Genomic DNA, 19,663 nt, shown 5'->3' with positions numbered 1-19,663 from the left:
GCAGATGTCTCGATGCGCGTCTGCGTCGCTCGTCGCGGGCAGCTCAGTCGACGTCGCCGGCGCAGCGGAAGCCGATGTGCGTCGTCGCCGTGTCGTCGGCCTGCGGCGAGCGGGCCGCGGGGCGGTAGCGCAGGCAGTAGTCGGGCGAGCAGAGGTGCGAGCCGCCCTTCAGCACGCGGCGTGGGATGCGCGAGCCCGGTTCGGCGGATGCTGCGGCGAGCAGGTTCTCGCGGTGGCCGGCGTCGACGGGCTCCTGACCGGGTACCTCGTGCCGCGAGGTGTAGTAGTCGGTCGTCCACTCCCACACGTTGCCGGTGACGTCGTAGAGGCCGTAGCCGTTCGCCGGAAACGTCATGACCGGCGACGTGCCGGCCCAGCCGGCGGCGCCCGTGTTGCGCCACGGGAACGACCCCTGCCACCGGTTCACCATGAGCTTCCCGTCGGGGAACTCGTCGTCGCCCCACGCGAAGCGGGCGCCGTCGAGGCCGCCGCGGGCCGCGAACTCGAACTCGGCCTCGGTGGGCAGGCGCCGGCCGGCCCAGGCCGCGTAGGCCGAGGCATCCTCGAAGCTGACCTGCACGACCGGATGCCGCGGCCTCGCCTCGAGCACGTCGAGACCGGCGCCGGGCCCGAACGGATGCCGCCACGTCGCGCCCTCGCCCCAGCGCCACCACTGCCGCCAGTCGCGCAGGTCGACCGGACCGGGCGTCGGCGTGAACACGAGCGCGCCGGGCACGAGCCCGTCGGGGTCGTACCCGGGGAAGTCGGCCGGATCGAGCGGCCGCTCCGCGACCGTCACGTAGCCCGTCGCCCCGACGAACGCGGCGAACTGCTCGTTCGTCACCGGGTGCAGGTCGAGCTCGAACGCGGCGACGGAGCGTTCGTGCACGGGCGTCTCGTCGGGGTAGAACTCCGCGGAGCCCATGCGGAAGGTCCCGCCCTCGATGCGCACCGTCGGGGTGAGCTCGACCATCCTCCGAGCCTACGCGGGTGGTATCGCCGTCGGCCCCCCAGGATCCGCACCGCCCCCACCCCCTCCCGCCCCCCGGCGCCCCGACTCCATCGAGATGACGCAAATGCACCTTCGTGGGGCGATGAAGGTGCATTCGCGTCATCTGGGTGCGGGGGAGGTCGGCCGACTCGTCCTCGACCGCGTCCGCGATGACTGGGTGTCCCGCCCAGGACGGCAGTCGCGGCGCGGACGCGGAACCGCACGGCACGATGAACGGATGCATCCGCGCATCCCCCTGCCCGCCGAGGTCGCCGCCGCGCCGTTCGGGGTCGCCGAGGGGCGCGCCGCGGGCCTGGGTCGGTCGCGGATGTCCGGCGGAGACCTCGTCCGGCCGTTCCACGGCGTTCGCGTCCCCACCTCGCACCCGTTGGATCTCGAGACCCGATGCCGCGCGTACCAACAGCGCATGCGCTCCTGCGAGATCTTCACGCGTTCCACGGCGGCCGCCATCCACGGGCTCCCCGTCACGCTCCGGGACGACGCGTCACTCGACGTCGGCGCGTTCGTGCCGAACGGAGTGCCACGGTCCGCTGGAGTCGCAGGTCACCTCCTCCACCTGGAAGAAGTCTCGGTCGGCGTCGTACGCGGCCTTCCCGTGGTCTCGGCCATCGACGCATGGTGTCAGCTCGCCACGAGACTCAGCGAGCGCGAACTCATCGTCATCGGAGATGCGCTGGTTCGCCGAACCCGCCCGATCGCGACGATGGAGGAGCTCACCGCGGCGGTGTCCCATCAGGCAGGGCGACGCGGGTGCCGACTGCTCTCCCGCGCGCTCAAGCGAGTCCGGCCGAGGACGGATTCACCGGCAGAGACGTTGCTTCGACTCGACCTCGTCGAATTCGGACTCCCGGAGCCCGCGGTCAATGTACCGGTGTCCGACCGGCACGGGCGGCTCATCGGCATCGCGGATCTCGCCTACCGCGAATATCGGGTGATCGTCGAGTACGACGGCGACCACCATCGAACGGATCGAGTCCAGAACGCACGAGACGTGGATCGCGTCGACGACCTGGTCCGAGTGGGATGGCGCGTCATCCGCTTCACCGCCGCGCATGTCGGGGCGAGGCGGGTCGAGCGGCTCCTCCGCGTCCGTCAGGCGTTGATCGCGGCCGGATGGCGCCCGTCGACATGACGCGAATGCACCTCCGAGCGCGCTCGAAGGTGCGTTCGCGTCATCTCGGCGCAAGAGGGGGTGACGGGCTACGGGAGCAGGCGGGTCGGGCCGCGGAAGAGGTAGGTCGTCTCGCGGATCGAGCCCTCGCCGAGCATCAGCATCAGCACGCGGGCCAGGCCCATGCCGAAGCCGCCGTGCGGGGGCACGCCGTACTTGAAGAACTCGAGGTAGGTGCCGAGTTCCTCGGGGTCGAGGCCCATCGACTCGGCCTGCGCGACGAGCACGTCGACGCGGTGCTCGCGCTGCGCGCCCGTGGAGATCTCGGTGCCGTTGTAGATGAGGTCGTACGACTTGGTGAGCGACGGGTCGTCCTCGTGGCGCATGTGGTAGAACGGCCGGATCGTCGACGCGTAGTCCGTGAGGAACACGAAGTCGTGCCCGTACGTCTCCTTGACGTACTGCGAGATGCGGCGCTCGCCCTCGGGGTCCATGTCGGCGTCGGCGCGCGGCACGACGTAGCCGTGGTCGGCCACGATCTGCTTCGCCTCGGCGAGCGGGATGCGCGGGAACGGCGTGGTCGGCACCGTGAGCTCGATGCCGAACAGCTCGGCGACCTCGGCGCCGTGCTTTTCGACGACCGCGGTGAAGCCCGCCACCATGAGCTCCTCGTGGAGCTGCATGACGTCCTCGTGCGAGTCGATCCAGCTGACCTCGGAGTCGATCGACGTGAACTCGGTCGCGTGGCGCGACGTGAACGACGGGTCGGCGCGGAACGCGGGGCCGACCTCGAAGATCTTGCCGAAGCCGGCGGACTGCGCCATCTGCTTGAAGTGCTGGGGGCTCTGCGCGAGGTACGCGGTCGTGTCGAAGTACTCGAGCTGGAACAGCTCGGCGCGCGACTCGGACGGGGAGGCCATGAGCTTCGGCGTCTGGACCTCGACGAACTCGTGCTCGACCCAGTACGTGCGCAGCGCATGCAGGAACGTGGTCTGGATGCGGAAGATGAGGTTCTGCTTCGGGTGGCGCAGGTCGAGGAAGCGCCAGTCCATGCGCTTGTCGAGGCCCGAGTCCGCCGCGATGGGGATCTCGAGGGCCGCCGTGACGACCTCGAGGTCGCCGATCTTCACCTCGAGCCCGCCGAGCTTGACGCGCTCGTCGTGCTTGAGCTCGCCCGTGACGCGCACGAACGTGCCGTGCGAGAGGCCCGAGATGCTCTCGGTGAGGGCGAGCGCCTCGGCCGCGCCGACGCTGACGCCCTCGGGGTCGAGCTCGCGCACGGCGGGGTTCACGAGCTGCACCGCGCCGGTCTCGTCGCGCAGGATGACGAACTGCACCTTCTTCTGATCGCGCACGGTGTCGACCCATCCGGCGACGGAGACGGGGCCGTCGGGAAGCGCGGCGAGGTTCTTGATGAGGGTGCGGGAAGTCACGGGCACCCATCCTACCGGCGCGCCCTCCTGCCCTCGACAGGCCCGAATGGGCGATCTTGGCGCGTTCTGCGAGCAGAAAGCGCCAAGATCGCCCACACGCGAGCCGAGCGGATGCCGCGGGGTCACGATGCGCGGCCGCCCCGCCCTCGGCGGATTCAAAGGGAACCGCTCTCTAGACTGGAGACCGTGCCGGCCGAGCAGATCCATCTCGTGCGCCATGGCGAGGTGTTCAACCCCCAGGGCGTGCTCTACGGCCGACTCCCGGGATACGGCCTCTCGAGCCTCGGTCAGGAGATGGCGCAGTTCGCCGCCGACGACCTGCTGGCTCGCTCCCGGCCCGTGACCGCACTCGTCGCGTCGCCCCTCCAGCGGACGCAGCAGTCCGCCGAGCCGATCGGCCGGGCGTTCGACCTCGAGGCCGCCCTCGACGATCGCGTCATCGAGCCCCAGAACCGCTTCGAGGGCAAGCGCATGAGCGGACCCGACAGTGCGCTGCGCGACGTGCGCAACTGGGCGTTCCTCATCAACCCGTGGGAGCCGAGCTGGGGCGAGCCGTTCGGCTCGATCGCACGACGGATGCTGCTCGCGATGGATGACGCGTGGAACGCCGCGGACGGCGGCGATGTCGTGATCGTGAGCCATCAGCTGCCGATCTGGATGGTGCACCGCAGGGTCGCCGGAAAGTCGCTCGCGCACGACCCGCGACGCCGCCGCTGCGCGCTGTCGAGCATCACGACGTTCGAGCGGCGCCGTGCGACGGGCGCAGGGTCCAACAGCAGTTCCGACACCGACTGGGTCGAGGTGGGCTATCGCGACCCGGCCGCCGGACTCTCCGTCAACGCGACCGACGTGGGGGCGGTGTGATGAGGCGCTCCGCGATCGTCGCGCTCGCCGCGGCATCCGCCCTGCTGCTCGCCGGCTGCTCGAGCGACCCGCTCGCCGACCAGTACCGCGAGGGCAGCGGCAAGAACTACATCGCCGGCGACGGCACGATCTCGGAGTTCGACGCGTCGCAGCGCGGCGAGCCCATCGAGTTCTCGGGCGAGACGGTCGAGGGCGGCACGTTCGACTCCGCCGACACGCTCGGCGGCGTCACGGTCGTCAACTTCTGGTACGCGGGCTGCGCCCCGTGCCGCGTCGAGGCGCCGATCCTCGAGGAGGTCTCGCAGTCGTTCGGCGTCGGCGAGCCGACCGGGTCGACCGACGCCGAGGCGACCACCGAGAACCCGGGCGTCGCCTTCGTGGGCGTGAACGTGCGCGACCAGGCCGGCACCGCGGCATCCTTCGAGCAGACCTACGGCGTCAGCTACCCGTCGATCCTCGACGTGAACGACGGCACCGCGCAGCTCGCCTTCGCGGGCGACGTGCCGCCGGCCGCCGTGCCGACGACGATCGTGCTCGACCGCCAGGGACGCGTCGCGGCGCGCGTGCTCGGCCAGCTCACGGACGCGTCGATCCTCGAGTCGATCATCGACGACCTCCTCGCCGAGCAGGCGTAGCAGGCGTAGCAGGCGTAGCAGGCAGAGGAGGCATCGGGAGCGTGGGAGGCGTCGGCGACATCGTTCTGAACGGGCAGCTGCTCGCGGCCGTGCCGATCGCGCTCGCCGCCGGGCTCGTCTCGTTCCTGTCGCCGTGCGTGCTGCCGCTCGTGCCGGGCTACCTCGGCTACCTGGGCGGGTTCACGGATGCCTCGGCCGAGCCCTCGGAGGAACGGCGCTACCGCCGCCGGCTCGTGTTCGGCGTGCTGCTGTTCATCGCCGGCTTCACGCTCGTGTTCGTCACGTTCAACCTGCTGGCGGGCGTCGCGGGCGCATGGTTCAACGCGTACGGCGAGCTCATCACGCGCGTGCTCGGCGTCGTGCTCATCGTCATGGGGCTCGTGTTCATCGGGCAGTTCACCTTCCTGCAGCGCACGATCAAGCCGTCGTGGCGTCCGGCGACCGGGCTCGCCGGCGCGCCGCTGCTCGGCATCGTGTTCGGGCTCGGCTGGACGCCCTGCATCGGCCCGACTCTCGCCGTCGTGCTCACGCTCAGCGCCGACTCGGCGTCGGCCGGCCGGGCGCTGCTGCTCGGCCTCGCCTACTGCCTCGGCCTCGGGATCCCGTTCCTGCTCGTGGCGCTCGGCTTCGGCTGGGTCACCGGCTCGCTCGCGTTCCTCCGCCGGCACATCCGCACGATCAACATCATCGGCGGCTCGCTGCTCATCGCGATCGGCCTGCTCATGGTGTCCGGCCTCTGGAGCATCTGGATGTACGAACTGCAGGCGGTGATCACCGGCTTTGTCCCCGCGATCTGACCCCGACGCGCTGTCGCGCCCCGACGACCACATCGACGCCCCCGTGCGCGATGACGGGTCGACGGATGCCGCGAGCTCCCTTCGACGAGCTCAGGGACCGGACGGAGAAGCCGGCGACACGGTCGCGCAGCCGAAGCTCGGGTTCGTCGGCTGGCTGCGCTTCGCCTGGCGGCAGCTCACGAGCATGCGCACGGCGCTGCTCCTGCTGCTCCTGCTCGCGATCGCCGCGGTGCCCGGATCGCTCGTGCCGCAGCGCTCGAGCGACCCGAACGGCGTCACCCAGTACTTCGCCGACAACCCCGACCTCGCGCCCGTGCTCGACGGGTTCCAGATGTTCGACGTCTACACGTCGGCGTGGTTCTCGGCCGTCTACCTGCTGCTGTTCGTGTCGCTCATCGGCTGCGTCATCCCGCGCACGAAGCACCACTTCGACGCGCTCCGGGCGCGGCCGCCGCGCACGCCGGTGCGGCTGCAGCGGTTGGCGGGGTACACGGAGCGGCCGCTTCCGGTCCCTGCACCCGTCGAAGGGACCGCTTCGACAGGCTCAGCGAGCGCGACGGCAGCGGATGCCGCCATCGCCGCCGCGGCAACGCAGCTCAAGCAGGCGGGCTACCGGGTCGAGCGCTACGAGCTGCGCGGCGAGGCATCCGTGTCAGCCGAACGCGGCTACCTGCGCGAGACCGGGAACCTCATCTTCCACACGGCGCTGCTCGGCGTGCTCGTGGCGGTCGGCATCGGCGGCGGATTCGGGTTCTCGGGCCAGCGCGTCGTGGTCGAGGGCCAGTCCTTCGTGAACACGCTCGCCGCCTACGACTCGTTCAACCCGGGCCGGTTCTTCGACGACACGCGGCTCGACCCCTACCGGCTGTCGCTCGAGGAGCTCGACGCGGTCTACGAGACGCAGAACCAGGAGGCGATCGGGCAGCCGATCGACTTCACCGCGCGCGTGACCGTGCAGGCGCAGGGCGGTGAGCCGTCGGAGGGCGTGGTCAAGGTCAACGAGCCGCTGCGCGTGCACGGCACCGACGTGTACCTGCTCGGCAACGGCTACGCGCCGACCATCACGGTGCGCGATCCCGACGGGAACGTCGTGTTCACCGACTCGGTGCCGTTCCTGCCGCAGGACGCGAACCTCACCTCGATCGGCGTCGTGAAGGTGCCCGACGGCCTCGCCGACCAGCTCGGCATGGTCGGGTTCCTCTACCCGACGCAGACCACGCTCCCGTCGGGCGCGTACACGTCGAGCTACCCCGACCTCGTCTACCCGGTGCTGACGCTCAACGTGTACCAGGGCGACCTCGGCATCGACGGCGGAACGCCGACCTCCGTCTTCACGCTCGACCCGTCGACCATGGAGCAGCTCACGGGCGGCAGCACCGGCGTCGACTCGCTCGAGCTCATGCCCGGCGACACCGTCGACCTGCCGAACGGGCTCGGCACGATCACCTTCGAGAACGCTGATCCGGATGCCGCGGACGACGACTTCTCGCACAGCGTCTCGCGGTTCGCCAGCTTCGACATCCACAACGACCCCTCGCAGGGCTGGGTGCTCGTCTTCGCGATCCTCATCGTCGGCGGCCTGCTGCTCTCGCTGTTCGTGCCGCGCCGCCGCATGTGGGTGAAGGCGGCGCGCCGGCCCGACGGCACGATCGTGCTCGAGTACGCCGGCCTCGCCCGCGGCGAGGATCCAGGCCTCGAGGACGCCGTGGCGGCGTTCGCCGACAAGCACGCGGGCACGGCCGAGGAATCGGCCGATGACCCGGCGAATCCACCGACGTAAGGTAGTCACGTGACGCTCGACGAGATCTCCATCATCCTCGTGTACTCGGCCATGGCCGTGTACGCACTGGCGTTCATCGCGTACGCGATCGACCTGGCGCGTCGCTCGGCCGTTGCGGCGAAGGCCGCCGACGACGCGAAGGCCGCCTCCGTCGAGGCATCCGGAGCCGAGGCCGCCGACGCGGCCGGCGGGGGCACGATCGTGGCCGCACCGCCGAAGCGCGCGGCAACCGTCGCCTACGGCCGCTCGCCCTCGCTGCGCGTCGCCGTCGCCCTCACCGTCGTCGCGTGGCTGCTGCACCTCGCGGCCGACGTCACGCGCGGGCTCGCCGCGGGCCGCGTGCCGTGGGCCAACATGTACGAGTTCGCGCTCACGGGCACGCTCATCATCACGAGCGTCTACCTGCTCGTCCTCGTGGTCTCGAAGCACGACCTGCGCTTCCTCGGCACGTTCGTGACGGGCCTCGTGCTCGTCCTGCTCGGCATCGCCACGGTGAACTTCTACGTCAGTGTCGTGCCGCTGCCGCCCGCACTGCAGTCCGCGTGGCTCGTGATCCACGTGTTCGTGGCGACCTCGGCGGTGGGATTCCTCGCCCTCGGGTTCGCGCTCTCGGTCGTGCAGCTCATGCAGGCGCGCCGCGAGTCGATCGCGGCATCCGGCAGGGCAGCGAAGCAGTCGTTCCTCGCGACGCTGCCCGACTCGGCGACGCTCGAGAACCTCGCCTACCGCGTCATCATCATCGGGTTCATCCTCTGGACGTTCACGCTCATGGCCGGCGCGATCTGGGCCGAGGCCGCCTGGGGCCGGTACTGGGGCTGGGACACCAAGGAGGTGTGGACCTTCATCATCTGGGTGGTCTACGCCGGGTACATCCACGCGCGCGCGACGCGCGGCTGGCGCGGCTCGCGGTCGGCCTGGCTCGCGATCATCGGCTTCTCGACCGTGCTGTTCAACTTCACGATCGTCAACCTGTTCTTCAAGGGCCTGCACGCGTACTCGGGTCTCTGATCGCCGGATGCTCCTTCGGCTCTGGCCTGACCGCGCCTGACCGCGCCTGGCCGCGCGCGATGCCTCGTTGCGCTCCGTCGGCGGAGCGGGCACGATCGCAGGATGAGGCTGCTCGAGCGCGAGCGTGATCTCGCGGAGCTCGGCGACGCGGTGCGGGCCGCGACCGAGGGGCGCGGAGGCGTGGTGCTGGTGCACGGCGAGGCCGGGATCGGCAAGTCGAGCCTCGTGGGCGCCCTGCGCGAGCAGCCGCCCGACGGCAGCCGTGTGCTGGTCGGCGCGTGCGACGCGCTCTCGACGCCACGCACCCTGGGGCCGCTTCGCGACCTCGCCCCGTTCGTGGGACCCCGGCTTCGCGACGCGCTCCGGGCGGGCGACCGCGAGGAGGTGTTCGGCGCGCTCCACGAGGAGCTCGCCTCCCCTCCCGCGACGGTGCTCGTCGTCGAGGACGCGCACTGGTCGGATGAGGCGACGCTCGACGCCCTGCGATTCATCGCCCGTCGCATCGACCGGCTCCCCGCCGTGCTCGTGCTCACCTACCGCGACGACGAGCTCGATCGGGACCATCCGCTCGGCCGGCTCTTGGGCGACCTGCACACCAACGTGCACCACATCGCGCTGCGGCGACTGTCGCAGGCAGCGGTCGCGACGCTGGCCGCCGGACGTGAGGACGCCGGTCGCGTGTTCGCGTTGACCCGCGGCAATCCGTACTTCGTCTCGGAGCTCGTCGCGTCGACGGACGCCGCACAGGTGCCGCGAACGGTCGTCGATTCGGTCACCGCACGCCTGCGGCGCCTCGACCCGGTGACGCAGGGCTACGTCGAGCAGCTCGCCGTGGTTCCCTCGGTCGTGGTCGCCCCCGAGCTCGCTCGGCTCGTTCCCGGCGGCGCCGGTGCCCTCGGCGCCGCCGAGGAGGGCGGCCTGTTGACCGTGCGGCCCGACGGCGTGCAGTTCCGGCACGAGCTCACGCGTCGCGCAATCGTCGACGCGCTCCCGGCCTCGCGGCGCATCGAGCTCAACGCCCGCGTCGTCGCCATGCTGATCGAAGTCGGCGCCGATCCGAGCCGGATCGTCTCGCACGCGGCCGAGGCCGGCGACATCGACGCGATCGTGGAGTGGGCGCCGCGGGCCGCACGCGACGCCTCCGTCAGCGGTGCCCATCGACAGGCCGCCGCCCACTACCGGGCGGCGCTCGACCATGCGGACCGGTTCGACGTCGAGGCGCGTGCCGAGCTGCTCCAGGACTATGCGATCGAGGCGTACGTGCTCGGCCGTGAGCCGGAGGCCGTCGAGGCGGAGACGGAGGCGGTACGCCTCCGTCGAGGGCTCGGCGACCGCGACGCGCTCGGCGCGAGCCTACGCTGGCTGTCCCGGTTCGAGTGGATCGCCGCGAATCGACCCGCCGCCGAGGCGGCGGCGGCGGAGGCGTCGGCCGTGCTCGCCGAGTCCGAGGATCGTGGGCTGCTGGCCCTCGCGCTGAGCAACGAGGCGCAGCTCGCGATGCTCGCGCACGACCTGCCCCGCACGATCGAGCTGGCGACCCGGGCCGTCGAGCTCGCCCGGGAGTCCGGCGAGCAGCGTGCCCTCTCGCACGCGCTCAACAACCTCGGCACCGCGCGCATGCTGCAGGGCGACGATGCGGGCATGCAGGACCTGGTCACGGCAGCCGAGATCGCGGCAGCCGCCGGCTTCGTGGACGACGCCGCGCGCGCTCACGTCAACCTCGTCTGGAGCCTGCTCGACCAGTACCGCCTCGACCTCGCCGAGCAGTACCTGCAGCCGGCGATGGAGTTCTCGGAGCGCACCGAGGTGCTCGGGCTCTGGACGTACCAGCAGGTGGAACGTGGGCGTCTCCACCTGGCGCGGGCGCAGTGGGACGAGGCCCTCGCCGCTGCCGCCTACTCCTCGGAGGCCCTGCCGCAGGCGGAATGCGTCGCCCTCGCGATCGTCGGGACGGTGCGCACCCGCCGCGGCGAACCCGGCGCCGACCTGGCGCTCGACGAGGCGAGGCAGCTCGCCGAGCGGGTCGGCGAGCTGCAGCGCACCGGACCCGTCGCCGCGGCACGGGCCGAGGCCGCACTGCTCCGCGGCGACCCCGACGAGGTGCGTGCGATCGCCGGACCCGCCTACGCCGAGGCCGCGCGACTGCACGATCGGAACCTCCAGGCGGAGCTCGCGTGGCTGCTCCGGCGAGCCGGTGACGACGTGGCTCCTCCCGAGGGCGACCACCCGTTCGCGGTGCAGGCGCGTGGCGACTGGCAGCGCGCGGCCGAGCTCTGGCGAGCGAGCGGATGCCCCTACCACGAGGCATCCGCGCTCGCGGAGAGTCCGCACGAGGCGGATCTGCTGGCCGCCGTTGCGATCCTCGACCGCATCGGCGCGGAGCCGCTCGCCCGCCGGGTCCGCGCGGACCTGCGGGAGCGCGGCGTTCGGAGCATCCCCCGCGGCCCGTCGACACTGACGCGCCGCAACCCCATGGGGCTCACGGACCGTCAGGTCGATGTGCTCCGGCTGGTCGCGGACGGCCTCACGAACGTCCAGATCGCCGACCGGCTCGTCGTCTCGGTCCGCACGGTCGACAGTCACGTCGCCGCGATCCTCGCCAAGCTCGGCGTCCCGACCCGACAGGATGCGGCGCGGCTCGCACCCGAGGTGCTCGAGCAGCTCGGCTGACGCGTAGCGCGTCGCACCGGGCTCGGCACCGGATGCGTCGAGATCTCGGTAGCCCGATCGGGTGATCTCGGTAGCCGTCGCCGATGAGGCGATGCCCGCCTCGGCGCTGTACTGGGTTCACGGCTCGCAACCGGCGGGCTCCGAAGCATCGAGGATCGTCATGAACACCGCACTCACCATCAGCTCCTCCGCCCCGGCGACCGAGGTCGGCGCGGTCCACGGTCTCGCACGGATGGCGCAGGCGACCCGCGCTCGCGTGCTCGCCCTGTTCGCCACGCCGCGACAGCCGCTCAGCCGTGACGAGCTCGCGGCACTCCACGAGCGTCGTCTCGAGGGCGCTCGCCTGCGCGACGAGATGCGCCGCTCGGTCTACCTCACGCACACGTTCTGATCGCCGCCAGACCAGGGGACTCGACGGAGAAGAAGCCGACACCTCCGTGAGAACGCTTGCAATTCGGATGCCGCCACGACGCGGCATCCGCATTGTTATGCGTCAGTTGTGTTGCAAGCGCTTGCATTAACGCGAGCCCCGCTGCTAGCGTCACCCCCAGCCGGGTGGCACGTCGACGTGCCCTGAGAACTGGAGTCGAGGATGACGCGGAGCGCGAAGCAGCGCAGGTGGTTGGCGGCGATCGTGACGGGAGCGCTCGCGGCATCCGCAGCGGTGGTGCTGCCGGTGCTTCCCGCGCAGGCGGAGGACCGGTCGTTCGCACTGGTCGGCAGCCTGCAGTCGGAGCTGGGCTGCTCGGGCGACTGGCAGCCCGAGTGCGCGCAGACCGAGCTCGCGCCCACGGCCACGCCCGGCGTCTACGCCGCGGACTTCACCATCCCGGCCGGCACCTGGGAGTACAAGGTCGCCGTGAACGACGGCTGGGCCGAGTCGTACGGCCTGAACGGCGGCGGCGACAACATCCCGCTGACGGTCGACGGCGACACCCCCGTGCGCATCGTGTTCGACGACACGCTCAAGCGCGTCGGCCTCGAGGCCACCGGCCTGCGCGGCGCGTACGACGAGGCATCCGACGCGGCCCTCGTGGCCGACCCCGTGCGCCAGCCCGGCAGCGACGAGGTGTTCTACTTCGTCATGACCGACCGGTTCGCGAACGGCGACGCGTCGAACGACCAGGGCGGGCTCACGGGCGACGCCCTCACGACCGGCTTCGACCCGACCCACAAGGGCTTCTACCAGGGCGGCGACCTCGCCGGCCTGCGCTCGCAGCTCGACTACATCGACGGCCTCGGCACCACGGCGATCTGGCTCACTCCGAGCTTCAAGAACCGTCCGGTGCAGGGCGAGGGCGCGAACGCGAGCGCCGGCTACCACGGCTACTGGGTGACCGACTTCACGCAGATCGACCCGCACCTCGGCACCAACGCGGAGCTCGAGGCGCTCATCGCCGACGCCCACGCGCGCGGCATCAAGGTGTACTTCGACATCATCACGAACCACACGGCCGACGTCATCGACTACGAGGAACAGCAGTACTCGTACATCGACCAGCAGGCGGCGCCGTACACGGACGCCGACGGCAACCCGATCGACCTCGCCGAGTACGCCGACGGCTCGAAGCCGTTCCCCGCGCTCGACGCGGCGACGAGCTTCCCGTACACGCCGAAGGTCGCCGCCGGTGACGCCGACCTCAAGGTCCCGGCGTGGCTCAACGACCCGACGCTGTACCACAACCGCGGCGACTCGACGTGGGAGGGCGAGTCGGTCACGTACGGCGACTTCGTCGGCCTCGACGACCTCATGACCGAGCACCCGACCGTCGTGAACGGCTTCGTCGACGTCTACGAGGACTGGATCGACCTCGGCATCGACGGCTTCCGCATCGACACCGCCAAGCACGTGAACTTCGAGTTCTGGGAGCAGTGGGCCACCGACGTGCTCGACTACGCGCACGCCCACGACAAGCCCGACTTCTTCATGTTCGGCGAGGTCTACGACGCCGACCCGCAGAAGCTCTCGCCCTACGTGCGCAAGACCGACATGAACTCGGTGCTCGACTTCACCTTCCAGTCGCAGGCCGTGAGCTTCGCGGCCGGCAACTCGGCGAAGAACCTGCAGTCCCTGTTCGCGGGCGACGACTACTACACGACGCCGGACTCGTCGGCCACGGCGCTGCCGACCTTCCTCGGCAACCACGACATGGGTCGCGTCGGCTACTTCCTGCAGTCGACGGATGCCCCGCTGCAGCGCGACGAGCTCGCGCACGACCTGCTCTTCCTCACGCGCGGCCAGCCCGTGGTCTACTACGGCGACGAACAGGGCTTCGCAGGCATCGGCGGCGACCAGAGCGCGCGCCAGACCCTCTTCCCGACCCAGGTCGCGGAGTACCAGGGCCAGTCGCTCGTGACCGGCGAAGCGTTCGGAACGGGGGCCCACACCGGCACCGACGTGCCGCTCTACGGCCGCATCAGCGAGCTGTCGGCGCTCCGCCAGGCGCACCCGGCGCTCGCGACCGGCGCCCAGGTCGAGCGCTACGTCGACAACGGCGCGGGCGTCTACGCGTTCTCGCGCATCGACCGCACCGAGAAGGTCGAATACCTGGTCGCGGCGAACAACTCGAACGTCGCGAAGACCGTCGACATCCCGACGCTCACGAAGGGCGGCGCGTTCGCGCCCCTCTACGGCGCCGTCGCCGGCGTCACGGCGAACGCCGACGGCGTGGCCTCCGTCACGGTGCCGGCGCTCGGCGCTGTCGTGCTGAAGTCGGACCGCACGGTGAGCGCGCCCGACGCGGCATCCGCCATCTCGGTCGCCACCCCCGCCGCCGGCGCAGGTGTCACCGGAATCACGCCGGTCGTCGCCGACGTCGACGACGCCAGCTGGGCCGAGACGAGCTTCTCGTGGCGCGTCGCGGGCGGCGACGAGTGGCACGCCCTCGGCACCGCCGAGGACACCACGCCCCGCGTGTTCCACGACACCGCGGGCCTCGCGAAGGGCACGCTCGTCGAGTACCGCGCGGTCTCGACGGATGCCGCGGGCCACCGCTCGGCCGCCTCGACCTATGCCTCGGTCGACAACGCCGTGAACCTCGTCGAGGAGGAGGAGCCGGAGCAGCCGATCGACCTCGTGACGGTGCCCGGCAGCCACAACTCCGAGATGGGCTGCGCCGGCGACTGGGCGCCCGGCTGCGAGGCTGCGAAGCTCACGAAGCGCGCCGACGGCATCTGGGAGGGCACCTTCACGGTTCCCGCCGGCAACTACGAGTACAAGGTCGCGATCAACGGCAGCTGGGACGTCAACTACGGCGCGAACGGCGAGCCGAACGGCCCGAACGTCGCCTACACGACCGACGGCACGAAGCCGGTGACCTTCTTCTGGAACCCGGTCACGAAGGTCGTCTCGTCGACGGCCGAGGGTCCCGTCGTGACGCTGCCGGGCAGCTTCCAGTCCGAGGTCGGATGCCCCGGCGACTGGCAACCCGAGTGCCTCGCGTCGCTCATGCAGGACGGCGACAAGGACGGCGTGTACACGTGGTCGAGCTCGTCGATCCCGAGCGGCAACTACGAGGTCAAGGTCGCGCACGACCGCAGCTGGGCCGAGAACTACGGCGTCGGCGGCGCGCGCGACGGGGGGAACTACTCCTTCACCGCGACCGACGGCAAGCTCGTCGAGTTCCGCTACACCCTGGCCACGCACGTGCTCGAGATCGTCGTGACGGACCCGCCGCTGGCGGGCACCGGGCAGTCGCGAGCGCACTGGGTGAGCGAGGACACACTCGCCTGGCCGGCCGACCTGCTCGGCGGGGCATCCGCGGCCTCGGCGACGTGGGCGCTCGAGCACGCGGCCGACGCCGGACTCGCGGTCGCCGACGGCGCCGTCACCGGCGGCGGCGAGCCGATCGAGCTCCGGCGCGACCCCGCGGGACTCACCGACGCGCAGCTCGCGAAGTTCCCGGCGCTCGAGGGCTTCGTCGCCCTGCACCCGGTCGGGATCGACCGGACCGACGTCCAGCGACTCCTCACCGAGCAGCTCGCGGTGTCGCAATCGGTCCCTGAGCTCGTCGAAGGGTCCGCTTCGACGAGCTCAGCGACCCTCACGGCCTTCACCGGCGTGCAGGTGCCGGGCGTGCTCGACGACCTCTACGCCGACGCCGTGGCATCCGTGCCGCTCGGCGCGACGGTGAGCGGCCAGGGCGCGACCCTGCGCCTCTGGGCGCCCACAGCGCAGTCGGTCTCGCTCGAGGTGTGGCCGTCGAGTGGCACGGGCGACCCGACGGTCGTCCCGGCCGAGTTCGATCCGGCGAACGGCACGTGGAGCGTCGACGGCCGCGCCGTCGGCGACGAGTACCGCTGGTCGGTGCGGGTGTTCGCACCCACCACGGGTGAGGTCGAGGTCAACTCGGTCACCGATCCGTATTCCGTGGCGCTCACCACGAACTCGGCGCGCACGGTGGTCGTCAACCTCGACGACGACTCGCTCGCCCCCGCACAGTGGGCGAAGACGGCCGCGCCGAAGGTGGAGCGAGCCGTCGACCGGGCGATCTACGAGCTGCACGTGCGCGACTTCTCGATCACCGACGAGACGGTGCCCGAGGCGGAGCGCGGCACGTACGCGGCGTTCACCCGCGACTCGGCCGGAACGGCGCAGCTGCGCCAGCTCGCCGACGCGGGCATCAACACCGTGCACCTGCTGCCGACGTTCGACATCGCCACCATCGAGGAGCGACGCGACCAGCAGGCGACACCAGCGTGCGACCTCGCGTCGTACGGTCCGGCGTCGACCGAGCAGCAGGCGTGCATCGACGGGATCCGCGACCTCGACGGCTTCAACTGGGGCTACGACCCGTTCCACTACCAGGCGCCCGAGGGCTCCTACGCGGTGGACCCGGACGGCGGCGCCCGAGTCGCGGAGTTCCGCGGCATGGTGGGCGCGCTGCACGGCATGGGCCTGCAGGTCGTGCTCGACGAGGTGTACAACCACACCGCGGCATCCGGCCAGGGGGAGAAGTCGGTGCTCGACAGGATCGTGCCCGGCTACTACCAGCGCCTGAACGGCGTCGGCAGCGTCGAGACCTCGACCTGCTGCCAGAACATCGCCACCGAGCACGAGGTCGCCGGCAAGCTCATGGTCGACTCCGTGGTGCTGTGGGCCAGGGAGTACAAGGTCGACGGCTTCCGCTTCGACCTCATGGGCCACCACTCGAAGCAGAACATGCTGGCGATCCGGGCGGCGCTCGACGAGCTCACGCTCGCGAAGGACGGCGTCGACGGGTCGGCCGTGTACCTCTACGGCGAGGGCTGGAACTTCGGCGAGGTGGCCGACAACGCGCTGTTCGAGCAGGCCACGCAGGGCCAGCTCGGCGGCACGGGCATCGGCACGTTCAACGACCGGCTCCGGGACGGCGTGCACGGCGGCAGCCCCGTCGACGCGGGCTCGAAGTTCGACCAGGGCTTCGGGACCGGCCTTGCGGGCGACCCGAACGGGCACCCCGTTCGCGAGGGCACGCGCACGCTCGGCCAGCAGACCGACCTCGTGAAGCTCGGACTGGCGGGCAACCTGCGCGCGTTCGAGTTCACCGGCTCCGACGGCACGGTGAAGCGCGGCGACGCGTTCGACTACAACGGCTCGCCTGCCGGCTACGCCGACCAGCCCGACGAGGTCATCAACTACGTCGACGCGCACGACAACGAGACGCTCTTCGACCTCGGGATCCTGAAGCTCCCGACGGACACGTCGATGGCCGACCGCGTGCGCATGAACACGCTTTCGCTCGCGACCGTGACGTACGCGCAGACGCCCTCGTTCTGGCACGCCGGCACGGAGCTGCTGCGCTCGAAGTCGCTCGACCGCAACAGCTACAACTCGGGCGACTGGTTCAACCGCATCGACTGGACCGGCCAGGAGTCGACCTTCGGCTCGGGCCTGCCGAACGAGGCGGACAACGGCGACCACTGGAACGACATGGCGCCGCTGCTCGCGAACCCCGCGCTGAAGCCGACCGCGGCGGACATGGCGGCGGCCGAGGCATCCGCCCTCGACCTGCTGCGCGTGCGCGACGAGGTCGACCTGCTGCAGCTGGGCTCGGGCGAGCTGATCGACCAGAAGGTGAGCTTCCCGAACAGCGGGCCGGATGCCACGCCGGGCCTCATCGTGATGCAGATCGACGACCTCGTGGGCGACGACGTCGACCCCGAGCTCGACGGCGCCCTGGTGGTGTTCAACTCGTCGCCCGACGCGATCACCGAGCAGGTCGACGGCCTCGCCGGCCGGGAGTTCGCGCTCGCCGACGCGCTCGCGAAGGGCTCCGACCCGGTCGTGAAGACGACCGCGTGGAACACCGCCTCGGGCACGCTCACGCTCCCGGCACGCACCGCAGCGGTGCTCGTCGACGAGCAGGAGCCGCCCGCCGTCGCGACGAGCGTCATCGCGGTGCCGAGCAAGGTGCTCGCGAAGGCCGGCTCGGCCGTGAAGGTCGCCGGGCAGGTCACGGCGACCGACGGGACGAAGCCGGTCGGCACGGTCACGATCTCCGACAACGGGACCGCGATCGCGACCACGCAGGTCGCGGTCGACGCCCGCGGGCGGTTCGACGTGAAGCTGCCGAAGCTGGGCGCCGGGGTGCACGCGTTCACGGTCGAGTTCGACGGCGGCGAGGGCTATGCCGACTCGAGTTCGGTGCCCATGGTCGTGGTGCTCTGGTAACGCGAAAGGCCGGGAGCGTCCCGGCATGAGACAGGTCCGAGTGGAGCGGGTGTGCGCCGCTCCACTCGGACCTGTGGGTCGCTCAGAACGGGGCCGGGATGTCGCAGGCCTCGAAGCTGCCGACGATCTCCGCGCCGTACGCGGCGAAGATCTCGTCGATGCCCTTGCCGTCGCCGGCCTTCTCAGGGTGCGGGTTGTTCGAGGCGATGGTGCCGCCCTGGCCGTTCGCGCCCTTCACGTGGATCGTGAACGACGACGGCGCGCCGGTGTCCGCGTACGCGTCGAGGAAGCAGGACGCGTCCTCCGGGGACATGCCCTCCGTGATCTCCTCGATGTAGACCGTGAACCAGGCCTGCGAGTTCGAGGCGCCGGCGTTGCCCTTGTCGGAGCGGTTGGGGTTGAAGCACTCGTGCGCGTAGGCGGCGGCACCGGTGGCGAGCACGCCGGCGGCGGCGAGCGCGACACCCGCGCCGATGTTGGTCAGGGTTCGCTTGAACATCTGGACTCCTCTGTCGGGTTTACAGGTCGTGCGCGCCGTGTGCGACGCGCACATCCCTCCACGGTCGCGTCATCGTCGACGCGAGGCATCCGTGCGATCCCTGACTATCGGAGACTGGTCTCCGCCATGAGTGCCCAATCCGGGGGGTTACGCCTTCGGCGCGCTTCGCCCTACTCGGCCGCCGGGCCGGCGGTGAGCACCGCGTAGGCACGGCCGAGGCGCTCCAGCCACCAGTCGGTGTGCGCCTCGTCGGCGGCGTAGCGGTCGAGCAGCTCGGGGTCGGGAACGACGCGGCGTACGCCGATCGACCCGTCCTCCGGCAGGAGCGGCGCCCGCGTGACATCCGCCGCCAGCAGCGACGCCGTGCCGAGGCCGCAGTCGTAATCGAGGTTCGGCACGGATGCCGCGAGGTGCGCGCCCATCGCGAGCCCGATGCTCGTGTCGAGGGCGCTCGAGACGACCACCGGCAGCCCGGCGCGCTCGATGATCCCCAGCGCCCGATGGATGCCGCCGAGCGGCTGCGCCTTGATCACGAGCAGGTCGGCCGCCCCCGCCTCGGCGACCGCGAGCGGGTCGGACACCCGTCGCACGCTCTCGTCGGCGGCGATCGGGATGCCCATGTACTTCGTGCGGAGGCGGATCTCGGCGAGCTCGTCGATCGACGGGCACGGCTGCTCCACGTACTCGAGGTCGAACGGCGCGAGCGCGTGGATCGCGTGCTCGGCCTCGTCGACGTTCCAACCGCCGTTCGCGTCGACGCGGATGCGGCCCTCGGGGCCGAGCGCCTCGCGCACGGCGCGCACGCGCGCGACATCCGTCGACAGGGTCTCGTCGCCGCCAGCGACCTTCACCTTCGCGGTGCGGCAGCCGGGGAAGCGCTCGAGCACGACGCGCACACTGTCGGGGTCGACGGCCGGCACGGTCGCGTTGACCGGGATGCGCTCGCGCAGCGCGGGCGGCGGCGCGCTCCAGCCGAAGTCGATGGCCGCGGCGAGCCAGGCGGATGCCTCCTCGTCGTCGTACTCGGCGAAGGGCGAGAACTCCGTCCAGCCCTCGGGGCCCTCGAGCAGCATCGCGTCGCGCACCTCGATGCCGCGGAATCGCGTCACCATCGGGAGGGCCACGACGCGCGCCGTGGCGAGCAGCTCGTCGAGGGTCGGGAGCGCGCCGGAGGTCGGCAGTGCGGCGTCATCGGTCACCCT

13 protein-coding genes are annotated in these 19,663 nt (G+C 71.1%); 9 read left to right on the top strand and 4 right to left on the bottom strand.

Going from position 1 to position 19,663, the window contains the following annotated elements:
• Positions 1-43: 43 nt before the first annotated feature.
• Positions 44-973, bottom strand: coding sequence for a formylglycine-generating enzyme family protein (locus tag ACWGO8_RS06030; protein WP_452042198.1), 930 nt, complete (start codon positions 971-973; stop codon positions 44-46).
• Between ACWGO8_RS06030 and ACWGO8_RS06025 the strand changes: the two genes are divergently transcribed.
• Entirely contained in the window at positions 960-2,144 is a 1,185-nt protein-coding gene (locus ACWGO8_RS06025; protein ID WP_452042197.1) for an endonuclease domain-containing protein, read from the top strand. The two genes, ACWGO8_RS06030 and ACWGO8_RS06025, sit on opposite strands and share 14 nt — an antisense overlap.
• Positions 2,145-2,212: 68 nt before the next feature.
• Here ACWGO8_RS06025 and aspS read toward each other — a convergent pair whose 3' ends face one another.
• Positions 2,213-3,556: an aspartate--tRNA(Asn) ligase gene (aspS, locus tag ACWGO8_RS06020; RefSeq protein ID WP_452042196.1), complete on the bottom strand. Its 1,344-nt coding sequence runs from the start codon at positions 3,554-3,556 to the stop codon at positions 2,213-2,215.
• Positions 3,557-3,742: 186 nt separating this feature from the next.
• On the opposite strand from aspS, the gene ACWGO8_RS06015 reads away from it, so the two are divergent.
• The 8 genes from ACWGO8_RS06015 to pulA all read left to right on the top strand — a co-directional run bounded on the left by ACWGO8_RS06015 (position 3,743) and on the right by pulA (position 17,962).
• Entirely contained in the window at positions 3,743-4,420 is a 678-nt protein-coding gene (locus ACWGO8_RS06015; protein ID WP_452042195.1) for a histidine phosphatase family protein, read from the top strand.
• Positions 4,420-5,055, top strand: a complete 636-nt coding sequence (locus tag ACWGO8_RS06010; protein WP_452042194.1) for a TlpA family protein disulfide reductase — start codon at positions 4,420-4,422, stop codon at positions 5,053-5,055. The genes ACWGO8_RS06015 and ACWGO8_RS06010 overlap by 1 nt, the downstream gene beginning before the upstream one ends.
• A 41-nt stretch (positions 5,056-5,096) precedes the next feature.
• On the top strand, positions 5,097-5,852 hold the full coding sequence (locus tag ACWGO8_RS06005) for a cytochrome c biogenesis CcdA family protein (protein WP_452042193.1): 756 nt from the start codon (positions 5,097-5,099) through the stop codon (positions 5,850-5,852).
• 10 nt (positions 5,853-5,862) lie between these two features.
• Complete coding sequence (gene resB / locus ACWGO8_RS06000) at positions 5,863-7,632, top strand: cytochrome c biogenesis protein ResB (protein ID WP_452043524.1); 1,770 nt, start codon at positions 5,863-5,865, stop codon at positions 7,630-7,632.
• A gap of 51 nt (positions 7,633-7,683) precedes the next feature.
• A complete protein-coding gene (gene ccsB, locus ACWGO8_RS05995) occupies positions 7,684-8,640 on the top strand; it encodes a c-type cytochrome biogenesis protein CcsB (protein WP_452043523.1) in 957 nt (318 codons plus the stop codon).
• Between the two features lie 102 nt (positions 8,641-8,742).
• The gene (locus ACWGO8_RS05990) at positions 8,743-11,310 is read left to right on the top strand and encodes an ATP-binding protein (RefSeq protein WP_452042192.1); all 2,568 of its coding nucleotides are present in this window, start codon (positions 8,743-8,745) and stop codon (positions 11,308-11,310) included.
• A 160-nt stretch (positions 11,311-11,470) separates the two neighbouring features.
• A complete protein-coding gene (locus ACWGO8_RS05985; RefSeq protein WP_452042191.1) occupies positions 11,471-11,701 on the top strand; it encodes a hypothetical protein in 231 nt (76 codons plus the stop codon).
• Between the two features lie 201 nt (positions 11,702-11,902).
• Positions 11,903-17,962: a pullulanase-type alpha-1,6-glucosidase gene (pulA, locus tag ACWGO8_RS05980; RefSeq protein ID WP_452042190.1), complete on the top strand. Its 6,060-nt coding sequence runs from the start codon at positions 11,903-11,905 to the stop codon at positions 17,960-17,962.
• Between the two features lie 82 nt (positions 17,963-18,044).
• Here the strand turns inward: pulA and ACWGO8_RS05975 are convergent, their stop codons facing one another.
• Positions 18,045-18,461 carry a hypothetical protein gene (locus ACWGO8_RS05975; protein ID WP_452042189.1) on the bottom strand — a complete coding sequence of 139 codons (417 nt, stop codon included), beginning with the start codon at positions 18,459-18,461 and terminating at the stop codon, positions 18,045-18,047.
• A 170-nt stretch (positions 18,462-18,631) separates the two neighbouring features.
• A complete protein-coding gene (locus ACWGO8_RS05970; RefSeq protein ID WP_452042188.1) occupies positions 18,632-19,660 on the bottom strand; it encodes an o-succinylbenzoate synthase in 1,029 nt (342 codons plus the stop codon).
• Between the last annotated feature and the right edge of the window lie 3 nt (positions 19,661-19,663).

The organism is Agromyces sp. NPDC055661, from assembly GCF_053618135.1.
This window is presented reverse-complemented; position numbering and strand designations above follow the sequence as displayed.